Source organism: Methylobacterium planeticum, assembly GCF_008806345.1.
In the GTDB taxonomy this organism is placed as follows: domain Bacteria; phylum Pseudomonadota; class Alphaproteobacteria; order Rhizobiales; family Beijerinckiaceae; genus Methylobacterium; species Methylobacterium planeticum.
Map to the genome: position 1 here is coordinate 62,595 of NZ_VZZJ01000009.1, position 17,566 is coordinate 80,160.

A 17,566-nucleotide genomic window follows, 5' to 3' on the forward strand; every position below is an offset into this window, starting at 1 on the left:
GGAAGGGGCGCCGCCGCCTGATCGGCGGGCGATGATCCGTCCTACGCGGCGCAGCCTGACCCGCCGGTGGCGGTCGCATTACGGTTTCGTCAGGTTGGGGCCGGCTGGCGGAGCCTCGCCGTGCGGACCATATGGACCCTGCGGGGACGGCCCTGCCCGGGACCGCGCCCGACGCGCGGCCCCGACCCTGGAACCACCCGCGGTGGGGACGGCCCTGCCCATGACAGGGAGACTGTCTTGGCCTGGACCATCCTGTTCGTCGCCGGCCTGTTCGAGGTCGCCTGGGCGATCGGCCTCAAATACACCGAGGGCTTCACGCGCCTCGTCCCCTCCGTGCTGACCCTCGCGGCCATGGGGGTCAGCGTGGCGCTGCTCGCCCTCGCCCTGAAGAGCCTGCCGGTCGGCACCGGCTACGCGGTCTGGACCGGCATCGGCACCATCGGCACGGCCCTCCTCGGCATCGCGCTGTTCGGCGAGCCCGCCACGGCGCTCCGCCTCGGCTGCATCGGGCTGATCGTGGGCGGCATCGTCGGCCTCAAGCTCGCGGCCTGACGGGCGCGGCGCCCGCCGCCCTACGCGTCGCTCAGGCGCGCCAGCGCCTCGCGGAGCTTGACCAGCCGGGCCGCCTCGGCGTCGCGGCGCTCGCGGCTCTCCTCCACGACCTCCTCGGGGGCGCGGGCCATGAAGTCGGCGTTTCCGAGCTTGGCCTCGATCTTCCGGATCTCGCCCTCCCCCTTCGCGGCCTCCTTCCTCAGCCGCGCGACCTCGGCCGCGAGATCGACGATGCCCTCGAGCGGCAGGGCCGCGACGCTGCCGCGCACGAGGAGCTGGACGGAGTTCTTCGGCGCGGCGTCCGCGAAGCGGATCTCGGAGAGCCGGGCGAGCCGCAGCAGCGTGTCGCGCCAGGTCACGATCCGGGCCCGCACGGCCTCATCCGCCCCGATGAGCCAGAGCGGCACCTGCGCGCCCGCCGGCACGTTCGTCTCTGAGCGGGCCGAGCGCACCTCGGAGACGAGGTCGACGATGAAGCCGATCTCGGCCTCCGCCTCCGCATCGGCGAGCCCGCCGAGCCGCGGCCAGGGGGCGAGCGCCAGGAGCCCCCGGTCGGCGAGCCCCTCGCCCTTGATCGCCCAGAGCTCCTCGGTGAGGAAGGGCATGAAGGGGTGCAGGAGCTTGGCGATCTGATCGATCAGGAAGGCCACCGTCGCCTGCGTCTCCTGGCGCTCGGGGGCGGCGACATGCTCGCCCTGGAGCACGGGCTTGGCGAGCTCGAGGTACCAGTCGCAGAAGAGGTTCCAGACGAAGCGGTAGGCCGTCGCCGCCGCGTCGTTGAAGCGGTAGGCCTGGAGCGCGCCCTCGACCTCCGCGACCGCGCGGGCCGCCTCGCCCAGCGCCCAGCGGTTCAGGGTCCCGCGCGCCGCCTCCGGCCGGTAGCGCGGATCGAGGCGGCAGCCGTTCATCTCGGCGAACCGCGCCGCGTTCCAGAGCTTCGTCGCGAAATTGCGGTAGCCCTCGACGCGGCTGAGGCTCAGCTTGATGTCGCGCCCCTGCGCCGCCATGGCGGTGAGGGTGAAGCGCAGGGCGTCCGCCCCGTACTGGTCGATCAGGCCGAGGGGATCGACGACGTTCCCCTTCGACTTCGACATCTTGGCACCCTTCTCGTCGCGCACGAGGGTGTGCAGGTAGACCGTGTCGAAGGGCGCCCGGTCGGTGACGTGCAGGCCCATCATCATCATGCGGGCCACCCAGAAGAACAGGATGTCCTTGCCGGTCACCAGGGTGTTCGTCGGGTAGTAGCGGGCGAGCTCCGGGGTGCTCTCGGGCCAGCCCAGCGTCGAGAACGGCCAGAGCGCGGACGAGAACCAGGTGTCGAGGACGTCCGGGTCGCGGGTGAGCGCCACCGGCCGGCCGTGCCGGGCCTCGGCCAGCGCCAGGGCCTCCGCCTCGCTCCGCGCCACGTAGGGCACGCCCTCGGCGTCGAACCAGGCCGGGATCTGGTGGCCCCACCAGAGCTGACGCGAGACGCACCAGGGCTCGATGTTCTCCAGCCACTGGAAGAAGATCTTCTCGTAGTTCTCCGGCACGAACCGGGTCTGCCCGTCGCGCACGGCCTGGAGCGCCCGCTCGGCGAGCGGCTTCACGTTCAGGTACCATTGGTCGGTGAGATAGGGCTCGATCACGACGCCCGAGCGGTCGCCGTGGGGCACCGCGTGGGTGTTCGGCGCGATCTCGCGCAGGAGGCCCCGGGCCTCCATCAGGGCGACGACGCGCGTGCGCGCCTCGAACCGGTCGAGGCCGTGCAGGGCCAGCGCCTCCGGCTCGGGGGCGGCGTCCCGCAGGAAATCCGCGTTGTCCGCCAGCAGGATGCGGGCCTCGGGGTCGAGGATGTTGATCGGCCGGGTCCCGTGGCGGCGCCCGACCTCGAAATCGTTGAAATCGTGCGCGGGCGTGATCTTGACCGCGCCGGTGCCCTTCTGGGGATCGGAGTATTCGTCGGCCACGACCGGGATCAGGCGATTGACGAGGGGCAGGCGCACGCGCCGGCCGACGAGGGCCGCGTAGCGCGCGTCGTCCGGATGGACCGCCACCGCCGTGTCGCCGAGCATGGTCTCGGGCCGGGTGGTCGCGACCGTGAGGATCTCGCCGGTCTCGGCCCCTGCCTCGTCCACCACCGGGTAGTCGAAGTGCCAGAGATGGCCCTTCACCTCGACCTGCTGCACCTCGAGATCCGAGATCGCGGTCTGGAACCGCGGGTCCCAGTTCACGAGGCGCTTGTCGCGGTAGATCAGCCCCTGGGCGTGGAGGTCGACGAAGACCTTGAGGACGGCGGCCGAGAGGCCTTCGTCCATGGTGAAGCGCTCCCGCGACCAGTCGCAGGAGGCGCCGAGGCGCTTCAGCTGGTTGACGATGGCGCCCCCCGATTCCGCCTTCCAGCTCCAGACCCGCTCGACGAAGGCCTCGCGGCCGAGGCTGCGCCGGTCCGGCTCGCCGGCCTCCGCGAGGCGGCGCTCGACCACCATCTGGGTGGCGATGCCGGCATGGTCCGTGCCCGGCTGCCAGAGCACGTCGCGGCCCCGCATGCGCTCGAAGCGCACCAGGATGTCCTGCAGGGTGTTGTTGAGGGCGTGGCCCATATGGAGCGTGCCCGTCACGTTCGGCGGCGGGATCACGATGCAGTAGGGCTCGGCTCCGGCCCGTTCCGGGCGCCCGGCCCGGAAGGCATCCCCCGCCTCCCAGGCGGTGCTGACGCGCGCCTCGACGGCGGCGGGGTCGAAGGTCTTGTCCATCATGGGGCTACGGGCCAATCGTGCGGGCGTCTCGGATTGCGCCCGCTTTCAACCCGTCCCGGGCCCCGCGTCAACACGGGGCCGGCCGATGGCAGCCGCCCGCGCCCGCGCCCTCGCCCGCGAATGCGAATGCGAATGCGGCGCGGGCGCCTCAGCGCCCGCGGGAGACCCGCTCGATCTCGGCGCGGACCAGGCGCTCGACCATGGACGGCAGGTTGTCGTCGAGCCACGCCTTCAGCATCGGCCGGAGCATGTCCTTGACGAGGTCCTCCAGCGTGCGGCTGTTCTGGCTCAGCACGGTGTGGGCCAGCATGTTGAACGCCTGGTTCACGCTGGCATCCGTCGTCGAGGAGGTCAGGCGCTCGACCGTCGCGTCGAGGAAGGGGTCGTGCAGCGCCGCGGCCGGCGCCGGAGCCTCCCGGCGCGGCTCGGGCGCGGCGGCCCGCGGCGGCGGCTCGAAGACGGGCTCGGGTTCGGGTTCGGGCTCCAGCTCGATCGCGTCGAAATCGAGGGCCTCGTCGCCGAAATCGATCGGGTCCGGCTCGATCGGCTTCGGGGCGGCCTCGACCTTGCGCACGGGCTCGGCGGCCTCGGCGAGGTCGAGCACGTCGTCGTTCTCGGGGAGCGGCGGGGTCCGGATCGGCGTCGCCTCCGGCTTCACCGCCTGATCGTCGGCGATGATGCGGCGGATGGAGGCCAGGATCTCCTCCATCGAAGGCTCGGCGGCCTTGTCCTGCGTCTTGGGGCTCGCTGCACTCATCCGGACGGCGCTCGGCAGGGGGAGGAAGTTTGACGACGTTGCGGCCCAGTATTTCACGCCTGGAGCCCCGGACAAGCGCATCCGTAACACAGTCCCGGGAGAAACGGCGGCGCCGAGCGATGAACTCGGGCGCGAGCGGAGCGGATGTTCGCGGAAGACCCGCCTGGAGGGGCCTGGAGGCCGGGGGGGGCCGGGGGGGCCGGGGGGGCCGGGGGGCCGGCGCGCAGGGCGCCGGCTGTCCTCGTCAGCGGCCGTCGGTCGTGCGCACGCCGTACCAGAGGTCCTTGACCTGGTCGTAGTGGGTCTTGGCGCTGTAGGTGGCGACCGGGAGCGCGGTGAAGCGGGCCGTGAGGCGGCCGATCGCCTGGACGACGCCGTAGGAGAACACCACGCGGTTGCGCTGGGCCACGATCAGGTTGACGCGGGCGTTGAGCAGCTCCTGCTGCGCGTTCAGGACGTCGAGGGTGGTGCGCTGGCCGACGCGGGCTTCCTCGCGCACGCCGTTGAGCGCCACCTCGTTGGCCTGGACCTGGGCCTGGGAGGCGATCACCTGGGCCTTGGCGGCCTCGAGCTGGCCCCAGGCCGAGACCACGGCGGCGCGGATCTGGTCGCGCACCTGCTCGACCTGGATGCGGGCCTGCCCGACCTGTTCCTTGGCCTGGCGGATCTGCGCGTATTCCTGGCCGCCCTGATAGATCGGGATCGTCAGGCGGCCGACGATCGAGGCGCTGACGCCGTTGGTGTTGGCGAGCTGCTGATCGTAGCTCTGCGCGACCGAGCCCTGCACGCTGACCGTCGGGTAGAGGACGCCCTCCAGCACCTTCACCTGCGCCTCGGCGGCATCGACCGCGTGCATCTGCGCCACGATCGAGGGATGTTCCTTGAGGCCGATATCGATGGCGACGTTGAGGCTGCCCGGGACGTAGCGGTCGAGGGGCCGGCCGGGGGCGAGCTGGCGCGGCTCGACGCCGATTACCTGCCGGTAGATGCCGATCGAGGAGCGCAGCTGCGCCTCGGAGGCGCTGACCTGGGAGCGGGCGCCCGCGAGGCGCGCTTCGGCCTGGGCCACGTCGGTGCGGGTCACCTCGCCGACATTGAAGCGGTCGCGGGTCTGGCGGAGCTGCTCCTCGAGCACCTCGACGTTGTTGCGGTTGAGCTCCAGGTTCGCGGTGTCGCGCAGGACGTCCATATAGGCCTGCGCGGCGTTGAACAGGGTGGTCAGCTCGGTGAAGCGCAGGGTCTCGCGCTGGCTGTAGACGGCTGATTCGGCCCGCCGGGTGTTGTTGTCGGTCTGGAAGCCGTTGAACAGGGTTTGGTTGACCGTGATGCCGGCGGACCCCGGGGTGATGGTCTGCCGCAGGTTTCCTCCGGCCAGGTTCCCCTCGGTGTACTGCGATCCGATGCTGGCCTGGACGGCGACGGTCGGGCGGTAGCCCGACTGCGCGATGGCCACGCCCTCGTCCGTCGCGCGCACGCCGGCACGGCCCGCATTCAGCTGCGGGTTGCCCGCATAGGCTCGTGCCAGCGCGCTCTCCAGCGTCTCGGCCCAGGCCGGGCTGGCGGCCGCGAAGCCGGCCGCGGCGGCGATGCCGGCCAGCCGAAGCGCGGGGCGCGTCGCAGGTTTGCGTCTTCTCACGTCGATCAGCCCTTGCGGTTTCTCGAAGGAACCGGATTCCCGTCTCGTGACGGGTATGGCGCGTTGATACGCACCTTCCAGTTAAGCCCGCCCTAGCGCCGACATTAGCCGAGCTTGAGCCGCCGGGCCCAGGGGTACGGAGGTCCTGGCAACAGAATCGTGGGGAGGTGGCGCATAAAAGCGACACCCGCAGAGCGCGAAATCAGGCCCTCTCGCCCATCGCGCGTTGCAAAAACAGCGGGGCGACAGCCCCTCGGGCGCTTCGCTGTTCCGAATCGTACCAAAGCATCCGGATTCTCCTCCGGCAAGGGGATCGCGGGGGATCCGAGCCCGGCTCAGAAGGAGAAGCCGGCTTCCGCCGCGAAGGCGGAGAGACCCGGAAGGGCCGCGTCGAACAGGGGCCGCGCCCCGAAGGCGTCGCCGGCGCGCACGAACAGCGTCGTCTTGGCGGCGCGGTCCGGCCCCATCACGCTGACGAGGCGGCCGCCGTCCTTGAGCTGGTCGAGGAGGGCCTGCGGCCGCACCTCGATGCGGCCCTCCACCAGGATGGCGTCGTAGGGGCCGTGTCCGGGCGCGCCGGCGGCGAGAGGCGCGTCGAGCACCGTGGCGTCGGCCCCGAGCCGCTCCCGCGCGCCCTGCGCCAGGACCTCGACCGGCTCCAGCGCCACGACCTGCCCGCCGAGGCGGGCGAGGATGGCGGCCGCGTAGCCGTATCCCGCCCCGATATCGAGGACGCGGGCGCCCGGCCGGATCTCCAGCGCCTGGATCATCCGGGCCAGCACCATCGGGGCGGGCAGGAAGCGGACGTCGCCGCTCGCGCCCCCGAGCCGCAGGGTCTGGTCGATATAGGCGAAATCCTCCCGGCCCGGCGGCACGAAGCGCTCGCGCGGGACGGCATCGAACGCGTCGAGCACCGCGATGTCGTTCACGTCGAAGGTCCGCAGCTGACAATCGACCATGAGGCGTCGCGCCTGCGCGTAATCGAGCATGGTGGCTGGTATCCCTCGACGCGTGTCGGTCTCGCGCCTTCGGCCGGGCCCGCGGAAGGGCCGGGCCGGGCGCCCAAGCTGGCGGGTTTGTCGTGGATCGGCCGTCAAAAGGCAAGGTTCTCGCGAAAGCGCCAGAGGGGCCCGGGCGAAGACCGGCACGCCTTGTGAAGACCGGCACGCCTTGTGAAGACCGGCGCTCCCGGTCAGGAGCGCCCCGGCAGCGCCCGCGGGTGTCGGGGCGGAGAATCGCCGATGAGGGGAAGTCGATGGAGGCCTCGCCCGGAATCGAACCGGGGTGCAAGGATTTGCAGTCCTCTGCGTAACCACTCCGCCACGAGGCCGTCCGGCGCGGGCCGCCCGGGAAATCGGGCCGCGATGCGCAACCCCGGCCGGGCGGCCGGCTCGGGGAGAGGGGTCTCTAGCAGAGGCACGGTGCGATGGGCAACGGTGTTTCTCGCCGCCTCGCCGCGCCGCCGCGATGCGCCCTCCCGGGCCTTGCCCCAGGCCTTGCCCTAGGCCTTGCCCCGGGCGATCCCGGGCGATCCCGGGCGATCCCATAAGCGACGCGCGCGTGCGCGCCGTTCGGACCCGGCTTCGTGACGGAATCGTCAAACAACCCGAAAAAGCACCCTTGCGTCCGGCATCCCCGGTGTGTAGACACCCCGCCGTGGTCCCCGATAGCTCAGTTGGTAGAGCAAGCGACTGTTAATCGCTTTGTCGCAGGTTCGAGTCCTGCTCGGGGAGCCAAATACCTTCAAGCACTTAGCGCGACTTCCTCGAATATCAGTCGAAGCGTGTTGCTGTGCGTGTTACCGCGGATGTTCCGGAGGCGTTTCAGGCCTCCCTGCGGCCCTTGCGGCGGGCTGCCCGCAGCCCGACGCGGCTCGACTGCGCCACCCCATTCCGGGCGGCGTATCGGCGGGCCCGGCCGCCCGCGGGCGGAACCGCGGGCCCCCATCCCCGGCCAGTCCGGGCGCGCCGATCCCCGACGGGCCCGACCCCCACCCGCGATGCGATGAAGGCGGCCGGGCCTCGATGGGCGGAGCGACGCCGTGGCGCGCCCCGTCAGATCACCCAGTCGAACGAGGCCGCGGTGGCGTGGCCTGTCGCCTGGAAGCCGAAGCTGATCGCCTGGCCGGGATCGATGTGATGATTCCAGCTCGCGCTGTGGATCACGTACTCGCCGGTCGTGTGGCTGACGATCTCGGCATTCCAGATGTTCGTGATCTCGAGCGGGGTCTTCAGCTTGATGGTCCAGTCGTCGAGGGCGGCCGAGCCGGCGTTCTTCAGGGCGGTGGAGGTGACCGCGCCGGTCCCCCAATCATCGACGACCGTGGTCTTGGCCACGAGCTGCGCCGATCCGGTGGCAGGCGAGGTCGTGGGCGGGGTCGTGGGCGGGGTGATGACCGGGGGGGTCACGACGGCGTCGTCGTTGACGATCGTCGCCGTGGCGGTGCCGTGGGCGAGGTCCGCATTGTGGGGGGCCGACAGGGCGAACTGGAAGGTCTCGTTCGGTTCCGCGGCGGCATCGCCCCGCACCACGACCGGGACGGTCTTCGTCGTCTCCCCGGGCGCGAAGGTCAGCGTCCCCTTGACCGGCGTGAAGTCGCTGGCGTCGGCCGTGCCGGGCACGGTGGTGTAATCCACGCTGACCGGGATCGCCGCGGCGGCCGAGAGGGTCACGGTGAACGTCGCGCGCGTCGTGCCGTCGACGCTCGTGGTGCCGCCGCTCCCGGCGGCGTCGAAATGGAACATGATCGGCGTCAGGGTGGCGACCTTGTCGGTCTGCACGCTCGTCCAGTCGTCCTTCAGGATGCCGCCCGTGTCACCGGAATTCGGGTTCCAGGACCACCAGGTCCAGCTGAAGCCCTGCTGGCCCGCCGGTATATCCCGGGTGCCGTTGGCGTCGTAATCGCCGCCCAGGTAGGCCTGGAGCTTCGACAGCCAGGCCACGTCCTTGGGGTCGGTCAGCTTGCTGCCGAACTCGCCGAGATAGACCGGCGCGATGTTCTCGCGCTCGATATAGCCCCACATCTGGTCGAACTTCGCCGGAAGGTTGTTCGGGAAGCTCGGGTCGTTGAACCAGGGCTGGCCGTAGATCGAGTTCGGGTAATCGTGCGCCGAGTAGACGAGGTGGCCGGGGCTGTTGAGCTGGATCGGGCGGTCCTTGACGCCCATCAGGTTGCCGCCCCACCAGTAATAGGTGTTCTGGTAGGATTCCACGCCCTCGACGAAGACGAGCCAGTTCGGGTTGGCTCCCAGCACGGCGTTGCCGGCCCGCTCGGCCGCCGCGGCCCAATCGGTGGCGCCGCCGCCGCCCCAGGTGCCGTTGTGCGGCTCGTTGTGCAGATCCGCGCCGATGACCGTGCTGTTCCCGGCGAAGTGCTTGGCCAGCATCGTCCAATCGTCGATCCACCGCCCTTCGCCGTAGGTGCCGTTGTACCAGAGACCGTTCTCGGAGGTCCCGGCGCCCGCGCCGGAGCGATGGTGATCGAGGATGATCTTCAGGCCGAGCTGCCCGGCGGCGTCGACGATCTTGTCCATGATCTGCAGGCCGGACAGGCCCGCGAGGTCGGGGTTCTTGTTGAAGTCGATCCCGTTGGGCGTGCTCCCCTGGTCGAACAGCTGGTCGGAGAAGGGAAGCCTGATGGTGTTGAACCCCAGGTCCACCATCTGCTTCATCATATCCTTGTAGTTGCGGACGTTCAGCCCGTCCGGCGAGAACCGGCCGGATTCCATGCCGAACCAGTTCACGCCGGCGATCTTCACGCTGTGACCGGCGGCGTCGAGGATCTGGCTGCCCTGCGTGTGGAAGAAGCCGGTGCCGATGCCGTTGCCGCCGCCGGGGTTCGAGACGGTCGTCGGGTTGCCCTCGACGACCGAGATGTCTGCGACGCTCACGGTCGGTCGAGCCGCATCGTCATCCGTGATGGTCGCCGTCCCCTGCGCCTTGTCCACGGTGGCGCCGACCGGGTTAAGCAGGTTGAGCCGAAAGGTCTCGCTCGCCTCGCTCAGCGCGTCGCCGACGACCGGAACCGTGACCGTCTTCGTGGTCTCGCCCGGGTTGAACGTGAGCGATCCCGTGGTCGCCGTGTAGTCCGCGCCGGTCAGCGCGGTTCCATCCTGCGTCTGGTAGCCGACCGTGATCTTGGTGGTGCCCGCCCTCGACAGGGTCACGGTGAACACGGCATTCGTCGTGCCGCCGGTCCCCTCCAGCAGGGTCACGTCGGACACCTTGAGGGCGGGACTGGGTGGCGGGGCCGCATCGTCGTTGACGATGGTGCCGGTCCCGGTCCCCTGGCCGATCGTCGCCTTCACGGTGCCCGACAGAGTGACCTTGAAGGTCTCGTTGGTCTCGACGAGCGTGTCGCCGGTGACCGGCACGGCGATCGTCTTCGTGGTCTCGCCGGGTGCGAAGGTCAGCGTGCCGCTCGTCGCCGCGTAGTCCGATCCGGCCGTCGCGGTGCCGTTCGCGCTCGCATAGGCCACCGTGATCGTGTCGGTCGACGCGGCGCTCAGGGAGACCTTGAACAGCTCCGAAACCGTGCCCGCGTTGCCCTCGACCACCGAGGCGTCGGTGATCGAGATGACCGGGAGGGGCGGCGTCCCCGTCGAGCCGGCGGCCTGCCCGTTCACGGTGAAGCCGGTCGGCGTCGCGGGCGTTCCCTGGGACGCGGCCTGGAAGCCGAAATTGACCAGCCCGTTCGGCGCGATCGCACCGTTCCAGCCGGCATTGCGGACCACGTAATGGTTGCCGACGTGGCTGACGATCTCGCCGTTCCAAAGGTTCGTGATCTCGAACGGCGCGTCGAACTCGACGCGCCAACCGTTCGTGGCCGTCGGGTTCACGTTCCTGACCGAGACGGAGCCGAGGAAGCCGGCATTCCAGCTGCTGGTCACATTGAAGTCAACGCCGTAGCTCATCATCGCCCCCTGGTCGAAAGTGCAGACCTGTCGAGACCGTCTGCGCTCATCAACATGATGTCCGGCGAAATTCCGGCCCAATGTGACGAAAGTGTGTTGTAGAGCCGCGCCGAAGAATAAGATCTCACGATCGGCACCCGCGACTGGCCTTCGAAAAATCTCGGACGCTCCTTCCGAAATTCAGATCGAAATGGTCCAGAAACCAAGCAGAAACTACTTAGATTGATCGTCGTGGCGGCGCCGACGCGTTCGGGGACCGCCGAACCGCCGCCGCAGCGTCGAAGGATCGGATGGGGGGCGATCCGCCTTCGGATCGCCAGGATCCGGGCACTTCCCGCATACGGCTCCCGGGCGGAGGCGGCGCGGCCATCGGCCCGGGCCGGCACGGGTCACGGCGCCGGCGGCGCTGGCCGGCCGCACGATCACGGCCATTCTCGAGCCGTGTCCGAATGAGCAGAAGCGTACAGAGCGTGATTGCCGGGAGGGGCGAGCGCCCTAGGCCGGCGTCCCGGACGGTCCTGCGGCGCGCAGCCGCTGCGGCGACGCCCCGAGGATTCGCTTCAGGAGCCGGGACAGGAGGGGCGTCCGGCGCCCGACCTGACGCATCCTGCGGCGAAGGGCGGGCAGGTGTCTCTGAATCGACGTCTCCGGCACGTCGCTGAAGTCACACTGGTGGAAGGTGTCCGGATCCAGGGTGTGGTGATCGCAATAGCCGCGAAGGCATTTGACGGAGAACTCGTCCTTCGACTTGCAATAGTAATGGTTGATCTGCGCGACGGCGAAGTTCTCGCTCCTCGGCTCCAGAAAGTTCCCGCTCTGGATGACGGTTCCGTCCGCGGAATGGACGACGGATCCTTCCCGATAATCGGCGTAGTGGATATGGATCTCCGTGGCGTGGGACAGGCGATGGATCGTCTTGAGGTGGCAGTTCGGCCCCAGCGCGATCTCGGAGGCCATGGTGAAGCGCTCCATCATCGGGCGCCTCCGGTAATGCAACGCGCCGGAACTGCCGAAAAGGCGCCAGTTCACACCGATGCCCGACGCCTCCACGGAAAAGCGATCGAGGAAGCCCTGGATCGTCCGATCCCGCTTGAGGTTCAGGAACTCGTCGAGGTCGAGGATCGCGGCCCACTCGACCCAGTCCCGGTAGGTGTGAAGGAAGTGCCGGTAGGCCTTGTACTGGGCGCTCTCGCCGGGGTGCGAGGGCCAGCGGATCACCGTGACGGTCTTGCCGAGGACCTTCGGGTTGAGCAGCGTCTCGATCGGCCGCACGCTCATGTTGTCGTAGAGGAAGACGTGGTCGAAGCCGATGGCGAGGTGGTAGGCGATCCACTCGACGACGTAGCGATCCTCGTCGCGGGCGATCCCGCAGACCGCAGCCCTATAACGCGGCGCCATTACGCGCTCCCAACATGATACGCCCCCCGCGTCGCGGAGAGCATTATCATTCAGACAGCGAGCACTATATGGCCCCGCCACAACACCGCGCCGATTTGATCCTCCGCGGGCCTCGCTCCGGCTGGGATGGCCGCGTGCCGGCCGGGTCTGCCGACCGGAGCGCCAGCGATCCGCACCACAAGTCCGCCCGGACCCTGCGGCGCATCACTCAGCGGCATCGACCCGGCGCCAAGGACCCGGCGCCAAGGACCCAAAGCCTTGGCCGATCACAGCGCCGCCCTGCCGCACAGCGCCGACGACCACGTCCGACCGTGGCTCCTGGGCGGGCGCCCCCGGTCCCGGCCAACCGGCGCAACGACCGGCATCGACGCCGGTGAGCGTCGTGCCGTCGCGGGGGCACCCGAGGGAGGCGCCTCAGTGGTGGCGTCGGTGATGGCGGTGGTGCCGGTGATGGCGCATCATCCGCCTTCCGCCGGCTTCCGGTCCCCGGTGCTGGCCCGCGAACGTGCTGTTGCCGGTGGCGGCCGCGTTCCGGTCGAGACCGTCGCCGCCCCCGCCGCCCCCGGATGCGGCGAGGCCGAGACCGGTGCCACCGAGCTGGAGCGCGACGGCCAGGGCCGCGCCGAGAACGATCTTCATCATGCGGATTCTACCTCGTGAAATGGGTTGAGCGGCGGCGTGCCGCGTGGATGCGAAGGGACGGGCGCGGATGGGTCCGGGTCTCAGCACCCGATGCAGATGCCCCGGTCGAGGCCGGTATCGACGCCGGTGCGTCCGGCCCGGACGCCCCCGTTGTGACGCGGGCCGGACGCGCCGAAGCCGCGCCCCTGCCGCAGGATGACGGGCGCCGCGTAACCGTCCTGGGGCTGGAACTGCACGTTGCGCTGCCCGTCCATGCGCAGGGTGTTGAAGTTCGAGGTCTGCTGCTGCTGGAAGGCGCTGGCCTGGCCCATCGCGGCCAGGGAGTTGTTGATGCTGTTCAGATTCGCGCTGGGCAGGCCCTGCGACAGGGCGGGCGCGGTCACGGCGACGAGGCACGCGGCCAGGGACAGGATTGATGCGCGCATGGCGGCTCTCCGGGATCGTTCGGTCGATCCTGGCAGGACGACGTGCGAGGGCGCGGCCGAGTTCCGGGCCACCCCTCCCCGCAGTGACGCAGGCCGGGCCGGACGGGAGCCCGGCCCGCCTCGTCCGACGCCGCGGAATTAACCACCCGTTAACCGTTGCGGGACATGGCTGGGGCATCGCCGAGGCCGCGCACCCACGGGCGGCTGACCTCACGAGACAGGTCCATCATGCCCGCAGCGCTCTCCGCGAACCCGACCGTTCTCGAACTCCTCGATCGGGGCGCCGTGACCCCGGAGGCGATCGTCCGCCTCGCGGAGACCTACCTCTCCACGCCGGGACTGCGCCTCTACACCCTCGCGTTCGGCTTCGTCCTCGACATCGCGGCGGCCGTCCAGGCCTACCCGATCGCCCGCGCGGTGGCGGACAGTTCCCTGTCCTCGTTCCGCTCCAAGCGGGCGACGGTCACGACCGCCATCATGCTGGCGCGCCCGGAAAAGGTCTGACCGCCCTCCGGCCCCAATCCCGGTGCGGCCGAATCCCACGCCGGCGCGGCGCAACCCGGTCCGGCCGGCCTCGGTTGCCCCTCGGTGCACGGGGACCGCGCCGGGAGGGATCGCGTATGCGCCGAACCATGACGACGATCCGCACGATCGCCCCGCTGCTGGGCGCGGCCGGCCTCGCCGCGGCGAGCGGCTGCGGGATGGCCCTGGCGCGGGGAGGCTCGTTCACGCCCCCCGCCGGGCAGGCCCCCGCCACGGCCCCCGGCGGCACGCAGGGCCTGGCCGGGCCACGAAACCTGTCCGAGGCGGCGCGGAGCGGCCAGGCCGTCGGCGTACCGCGCCGGCCCCCGAACGGCTTCTCGCTTCCGCGCGGCCGGGATTCCCTGCCGATCCCCGGGCGCTTCTAGGCCGTTCCCGCGGGGTGCCGCCCGCGCAGAACGGCCGCACCGGCTTCGCGGATCGGTTCGGATTCCGGGGGGTTGTCACACAGACATCAGATTGCGGAGCCATCCTCATGGCCACGTCTCGCCACACGAACCCCGATCCCATCGCGCAGGGCGCCCAGGCCCGGATCCACGGCCGGCCGAAGGATGCCTGCCCCTATCCGCGCAACAGCGAGGAGCGTGCCTCCTGGATGGAGGGATATGACGGCGTCGAACGCGATCGCGCGCCGCATCAGCCCCTCGTTCTCGGGTAAGGCCGCCGCCCCTGGGGCACGGCCCGCTCACGCAGCGTGAGCGGGCCACGTCCGGTCACGCCGCCTTGCGGCCGCGGCCCTGGGTCTCGGCCGGTGTCGCCTGTGCGCCCGGCCGGCCGAGGCCGATCGCGCGCGCGAGTTCCGAGCGCTGGGCAGCGTAGTTCGGTGCGACCAGCGGGTAGTCCCCCGGCAGGCCGTAGCGCTGGCGGTAGCTGTGCGGGTCGAACCCATGCGCCGCCAGATGGCGCTTCAGCGTCTTGTAGGATTTGCCGTCGATGAAGCTGATCAGCGCGTCCGGCGTGATCGACTTGCGGATCTGCGCCGGCGTCAGCTTCTCGATCGTCTCGACGGGCGCCGCGACGGCGCCCTGCGCCAAGCCGGCCAGCGCGGCGTGCACGGTCGCGAGCAGGGTGGCCAACTCGGCGACCGGGACGGAGTTGTTCGACACGTAGGCGCAGACGATGTCGGCCGCGAGCGTGACGAATTCGGGCGCGACGCCCTGCGTTTCTTCTGACATTCGTACAATCCGGTTGATCGGCCCCTCGCGGCTCTAAATCATTTCACTGGCCTCGAAATCAAGGGCGAACACCGCGGAACCTCGTCTAATCTGTTAAACCGCGGCGGAAATCGGAAAGATTTCTCAACCCAGCCGGTCGAGATCCGCGACGGCTGACTCTTGTTTCAGGACCGGCGGCCCGGGACCGGGACGACACGGTTCGGCACCGCTCGACCCGAGACGGCCTCGCTCCGGCATCGCATTCCCCTCACGGAACCTGAAACGGTCTCGAGGGACGGCGCGCCGTGCGCCGCAAGGACCGTCTTGGCCCGTTCCCCGATCGTCGATCGCGGAAGTCTCCCACGTCGTCTTGCCGTATTGTAATCCCAGCATCACGAAAACTTTATTACTCGAAGATATCTGGATATTTTTGTGTCTTGGGCGTCACATCCGCGCGTTGATTCAGTCAAAAAGCGTAGAAATCCGGCAGATCGATCTCATTCAGACGCGCTGTGATCTTCCGGCGATAGGCTCCAGCGCGCATCTCGGCCAGGGTGACGGCGTCCCCGAGATGTCGAAGCTGGAAATGTCCCCCATGTTCAAGTCGTTGCTCCTCGCCGGTACCGCGGCCGTCCTGCTGGCGGGCGCCGCCCAGGCCGCCGACCTGCCGCGCCGGGCGGCCCCGCCGCCGGTGTTCACGCCGGTCCCGGTCTTCACCTGGTCGGGCTTCTACGCCGGCATCAACGCGGGCTACGCCTTCAGCGACAACCGCGCGGTGCGCACCATCGGCAACAACGGTCCGGGCGCCGCCGCGGTGGTCGCTCCCTTCAACACCAGCACGGTCGGCAACGTGCTGGCCAACCGCCGTCCGGGTACGCTCCGCTCCGAGCAGGACGGCTTCACCGCCGGCGGCGGCTTCGGCTTCAACTACCAGTTCACGCCCGGCAGCGGCATCGTGGTCGGCATCGAGACCGACGTCCAGTACACCGACCTCGACCGCAGCCGCAGCTTCCTCAGCACCCTCAACGACCCGTCGACCTTCCGCCAGAGCCTCGACTTCCTCGGCACCGTGCGCGGCCGCATCGGCTACGCCTTCGACCGCGTCCTGGTCTACGGCACGGGCGGCCTCGCCTATGGCAATGTCAGCTACGACGCGCAGTTCTTCGGCAACGCCGCCGCCCGACCCCTCGCCTATGCGGGCCGCTACAGCGACTTCGAGACCGGCTACGCCTATGGCGGCGGCATCGAGTTCGCGATCCCGACCGACAATGTCCTGAACGTCTTCAAGGCGAATGCCGTCACGCTCAAGGCCGAGTACCTGCGCTACGACCTCGGCAGTCGGAACGTCCTGGTGAACTTCACCGGCAACGCCCCGGTCAACGGCTCCTACACCTCGCGCTTCACCACCGAGGGCAGCCTCGCCCGCGCAGGTATCAACTACAAGTTCGGTAGCTACTAGGCCTCCGGGCCGTCTCCCGGCCCCGCTGGCCCCCGGCCGGCGGGGCTTTTTCGTCTGCCCGATCCTCGGCCCCGCCTTTGACGGCGGCGCGTTCCCGTCCGATAGAGGCCCCGGGCGAGCCCCGGGGGCTCCGGCGGTTGAGGAGATCGGGATGATCGACACGGTCGGGGCCTTCTGCCCGCACGGGCTCGTCGCGCGCCGGAATCGCGAGACCGGGCCGCTCGCCGGCCTCGGCTTCGGCCTCAAGGACCTGTTCGACCTGGCGGGCGTCCCGACGGGGGCGGGCAGCCCCGACTGGCTCGCGACGCATCCGGTCCCGGCCACCTCCGCGCCCGTCGTCGAGACCTTGCTGGCGGCCGGCGCGCGCCTCGTCGGCAAGACCCAGACGGACGAGATCGCCTGGAGCCTCAACGGCGAGAACGCCCATTACGGCACGCCCCGCAACGTCGCGGCGCCGGGGCGAATTCCCGGCGGCTCCTCCTCCGGCTCCGCCGCCGCGACGGCGGCCGGCCTCGTGGATTTCGCGATCGGAACCGATACCGGCGGCTCGGTGCGGCTTCCGGCCTCCTATTGCGGGCTCTACGGCCTGCGCCCGAGCCACGGCCGCATCTCCCTCGCCGGCGCCGTGCCGCTGGCGCCGAGCTACGACACGGCGGGCTGGTTCGCCCGCGATGCCGCGATCCTCGCCAGGGTCGGCCGCGTCCTGCTGGGGGAGACCCCGCCGCAACCCCGGCCCCGCCGCCTGCTGATCGCCCGCGACCTGTTCGAGCGGGCCGGCCCGGCCGTGACGGAGGCCCTCGACGAGGCCCTCGGGCACCTGCGCGCGCAATTCGCGACCGTGGAGGCGGTCACCGTGGCGGGGGAGGCGGCGGGCGCCTGGCGCAACGCCTTCCGGCTGATCCAGTCGCACGAGGCCTGGGCCGCGCACGGCGCCTGGATCGCGCGGGTGCAGCCCCGGTTCGGGCCGGGCGTGCGCGAGCGCTTCGAGGCCGCGAGCCGGCTCGATGCCGGCGAGGTCGCGGCGGCGACCGCCCTGCGCCGGACGATCGCGGCGGAGCTGCGGGCCCTCCTCGGCGAGGACGCGGTCCTGGCCCTGCCGAGCGCCCCCGGCATCGCCCCGCACCTCGCCACGCCGGAGGCGGAACTCGACGGCTTCCGGGCCCGGGCGCTCGAGCTCCTCTGCCCGGCCGGCCATGCCGGCCTGCCCCAGGTCTCGCTGCCCCGCGCCCGGCTCGACGGCTGCCCCCTCGGCCTGTCGCTGATCGCCGGGCCCGGCCGGGACGAGACCCTCCTCGACCTCGCCCGAACCTTCGCCCGCTGAGGCGATTGCGGGCGGGCCGCCGCCCAATCCT

General features: G+C 70.4%; 15 protein-coding genes and 2 tRNA genes. 8 read left to right on the plus strand and 9 right to left on the minus strand.

The window, feature by feature from the left end; all coding sequences use genetic code 11:
* The first annotated feature begins 237 nt into the window (after positions 1-237).
* Entirely contained in the window at positions 238-552 is a 315-nt protein-coding gene (gene sugE / locus F6X51_RS12590) for a quaternary ammonium compound efflux SMR transporter SugE (RefSeq protein WP_150964016.1), read from the plus strand.
* A gap of 20 nt (positions 553-572) precedes the next feature.
* On the opposite strand, the gene F6X51_RS12595 is transcribed toward sugE, so the two are convergent.
* From F6X51_RS12595 to F6X51_RS12615, 5 genes are all read right to left on the minus strand, one after another.
* Positions 573-3,290, minus strand: a complete 2,718-nt coding sequence (locus F6X51_RS12595; protein ID WP_150964017.1) for a valine--tRNA ligase — start codon at positions 3,288-3,290, stop codon at positions 573-575.
* A 148-nt stretch (positions 3,291-3,438) separates the two neighbouring features.
* Positions 3,439-4,128 (minus strand): PopZ family protein, encoded by a 690-nt coding sequence (locus tag F6X51_RS12600; RefSeq protein ID WP_407658522.1) that lies wholly within the window; start codon positions 4,126-4,128, stop codon positions 3,439-3,441.
* Positions 4,129-4,291: 163 nt separating this feature from the next.
* Positions 4,292-5,683 (minus strand): TolC family outer membrane protein, encoded by a 1,392-nt coding sequence (locus F6X51_RS12605; RefSeq protein ID WP_246696775.1) that lies wholly within the window; start codon positions 5,681-5,683, stop codon positions 4,292-4,294.
* Positions 5,684-6,018: 335 nt separating this feature from the next.
* Positions 6,019-6,672, minus strand: a complete 654-nt coding sequence (locus F6X51_RS12610) for a protein-L-isoaspartate O-methyltransferase family protein (RefSeq protein ID WP_150964019.1) — start codon at positions 6,670-6,672, stop codon at positions 6,019-6,021.
* A 267-nt stretch (positions 6,673-6,939) separates the two neighbouring features.
* A tRNA-Cys gene (locus tag F6X51_RS12615) sits at positions 6,940-7,013 on the minus strand.
* Positions 7,014-7,343: 330 nt separating this feature from the next.
* Between F6X51_RS12615 and F6X51_RS12620 the strand changes: the two genes are divergently transcribed.
* Positions 7,344-7,419: transfer RNA gene (locus F6X51_RS12620), tRNA-Asn, on the plus strand.
* 318 nt (positions 7,420-7,737) lie between these two features.
* On the opposite strand, the gene F6X51_RS28345 is transcribed toward F6X51_RS12620, so the two are convergent.
* Both F6X51_RS28345 and F6X51_RS12640 read right to left on the minus strand, forming a co-directional pair.
* On the minus strand, positions 7,738-10,596 hold the full coding sequence (locus tag F6X51_RS28345; protein ID WP_210250302.1) for a Calx-beta domain-containing protein: 2,859 nt from the start codon (positions 10,594-10,596) through the stop codon (positions 7,738-7,740).
* Between the two features lie 495 nt (positions 10,597-11,091).
* Positions 11,092-11,994 (minus strand): glycosyltransferase family 92 protein, encoded by a 903-nt coding sequence (locus tag F6X51_RS12640; RefSeq protein WP_150964020.1) that lies wholly within the window; start codon positions 11,992-11,994, stop codon positions 11,092-11,094.
* A 258-nt stretch (positions 11,995-12,252) separates the two neighbouring features.
* Between F6X51_RS12640 and F6X51_RS27875 the strand changes: the two genes are divergently transcribed.
* Positions 12,253-12,654: a hypothetical protein gene (locus tag F6X51_RS27875; RefSeq protein ID WP_191970097.1), complete on the plus strand. Its 402-nt coding sequence runs from the start codon at positions 12,253-12,255 to the stop codon at positions 12,652-12,654.
* Positions 12,655-12,716: 62 nt separating this feature from the next.
* On the opposite strand, the gene F6X51_RS12650 is transcribed toward F6X51_RS27875, so the two are convergent.
* Positions 12,717-13,061, minus strand: a complete 345-nt coding sequence (locus F6X51_RS12650; protein WP_150964022.1) for a hypothetical protein — start codon at positions 13,059-13,061, stop codon at positions 12,717-12,719.
* A 228-nt stretch (positions 13,062-13,289) separates the two neighbouring features.
* Here F6X51_RS12650 and F6X51_RS12655 point away from each other — a divergent pair, with 228 nt between their 5' ends.
* The 3 genes from F6X51_RS12655 to rmf all read left to right on the plus strand — a co-directional run bounded on the left by F6X51_RS12655 (position 13,290) and on the right by rmf (position 14,259).
* Entirely contained in the window at positions 13,290-13,565 is a 276-nt protein-coding gene (locus tag F6X51_RS12655) for a hypothetical protein (protein WP_150964023.1), read from the plus strand.
* A 116-nt stretch (positions 13,566-13,681) separates the two neighbouring features.
* Positions 13,682-13,969: a hypothetical protein gene (locus F6X51_RS12660; protein WP_150964024.1), complete on the plus strand. Its 288-nt coding sequence runs from the start codon at positions 13,682-13,684 to the stop codon at positions 13,967-13,969.
* A 107-nt stretch (positions 13,970-14,076) separates the two neighbouring features.
* Positions 14,077-14,259 carry a ribosome modulation factor gene (gene rmf / locus F6X51_RS12665; protein WP_150964025.1) on the plus strand — a complete coding sequence of 61 codons (183 nt, stop codon included), beginning with the start codon at positions 14,077-14,079 and terminating at the stop codon, positions 14,257-14,259.
* A gap of 55 nt (positions 14,260-14,314) precedes the next feature.
* Here the strand turns inward: rmf and F6X51_RS12670 are convergent, their stop codons facing one another.
* Complete coding sequence (locus F6X51_RS12670) at positions 14,315-14,776, minus strand: MucR family transcriptional regulator (protein WP_150964026.1); 462 nt, start codon at positions 14,774-14,776, stop codon at positions 14,315-14,317.
* Positions 14,777-15,350: 574 nt separating this feature from the next.
* Here F6X51_RS12670 and F6X51_RS12675 point away from each other — a divergent pair.
* On the plus strand, positions 15,351-16,214 hold the full coding sequence (locus tag F6X51_RS12675) for an outer membrane protein (RefSeq protein ID WP_150964027.1): 864 nt from the start codon (positions 15,351-15,353) through the stop codon (positions 16,212-16,214).
* Between the two features lie 151 nt (positions 16,215-16,365).
* Positions 16,366-17,535, plus strand: coding sequence for an amidase (locus tag F6X51_RS12680; protein ID WP_246696776.1), 1,170 nt, complete (start codon positions 16,366-16,368; stop codon positions 17,533-17,535).
* Positions 17,536-17,566: the final 31 nt, after the last annotated feature.

What these genes read in the sequence shown, in the direction of transcription:
- rmf (WP_150964025.1), top strand. Translation starts at nt 14,077, where the DNA reads ATGGCCACGTCTCGCCACACGAACCCCGATCCCATCGCGCAGGGCGCC.
- F6X51_RS12610 (WP_150964019.1), bottom strand. Translation starts at nt 6,672, where the DNA reads ATGCTCGATTACGCGCAGGCGCGACGCCTCATGGTCGATTGTCAGCTG.
- F6X51_RS12660 (WP_150964024.1), top strand. Translation starts at nt 13,682, where the DNA reads ATGCGCCGAACCATGACGACGATCCGCACGATCGCCCCGCTGCTGGGC.
- F6X51_RS12600 (WP_407658522.1), bottom strand. Translation starts at nt 4,128, where the DNA reads ATGCGCTTGTCCGGGGCTCCAGGCGTGAAATACTGGGCCGCAACGTCG.
- F6X51_RS28345 (WP_210250302.1), bottom strand. Translation starts at nt 10,596, where the DNA reads ATGAGCTACGGCGTTGACTTCAATGTGACCAGCAGCTGGAATGCCGGC.
- F6X51_RS12655 (WP_150964023.1), top strand. Translation starts at nt 13,290, where the DNA reads ATGCCCGCAGCGCTCTCCGCGAACCCGACCGTTCTCGAACTCCTCGAT.
- F6X51_RS12675 (WP_150964027.1), top strand. Translation starts at nt 15,351, where the DNA reads ATGTTCAAGTCGTTGCTCCTCGCCGGTACCGCGGCCGTCCTGCTGGCG.
- F6X51_RS12680 (WP_246696776.1), top strand. Translation starts at nt 16,366, where the DNA reads ATGATCGACACGGTCGGGGCCTTCTGCCCGCACGGGCTCGTCGCGCGC.
- F6X51_RS12595 (WP_150964017.1), bottom strand. Translation starts at nt 3,290, where the DNA reads ATGATGGACAAGACCTTCGACCCCGCCGCCGTCGAGGCGCGCGTCAGC.
- F6X51_RS12640 (WP_150964020.1), bottom strand. Translation starts at nt 11,994, where the DNA reads ATGGCGCCGCGTTATAGGGCTGCGGTCTGCGGGATCGCCCGCGACGAG.
- F6X51_RS12670 (WP_150964026.1), bottom strand. Translation starts at nt 14,776, where the DNA reads ATGTCAGAAGAAACGCAGGGCGTCGCGCCCGAATTCGTCACGCTCGCG.
- F6X51_RS12650 (WP_150964022.1), bottom strand. Translation starts at nt 13,061, where the DNA reads ATGCGCGCATCAATCCTGTCCCTGGCCGCGTGCCTCGTCGCCGTGACC.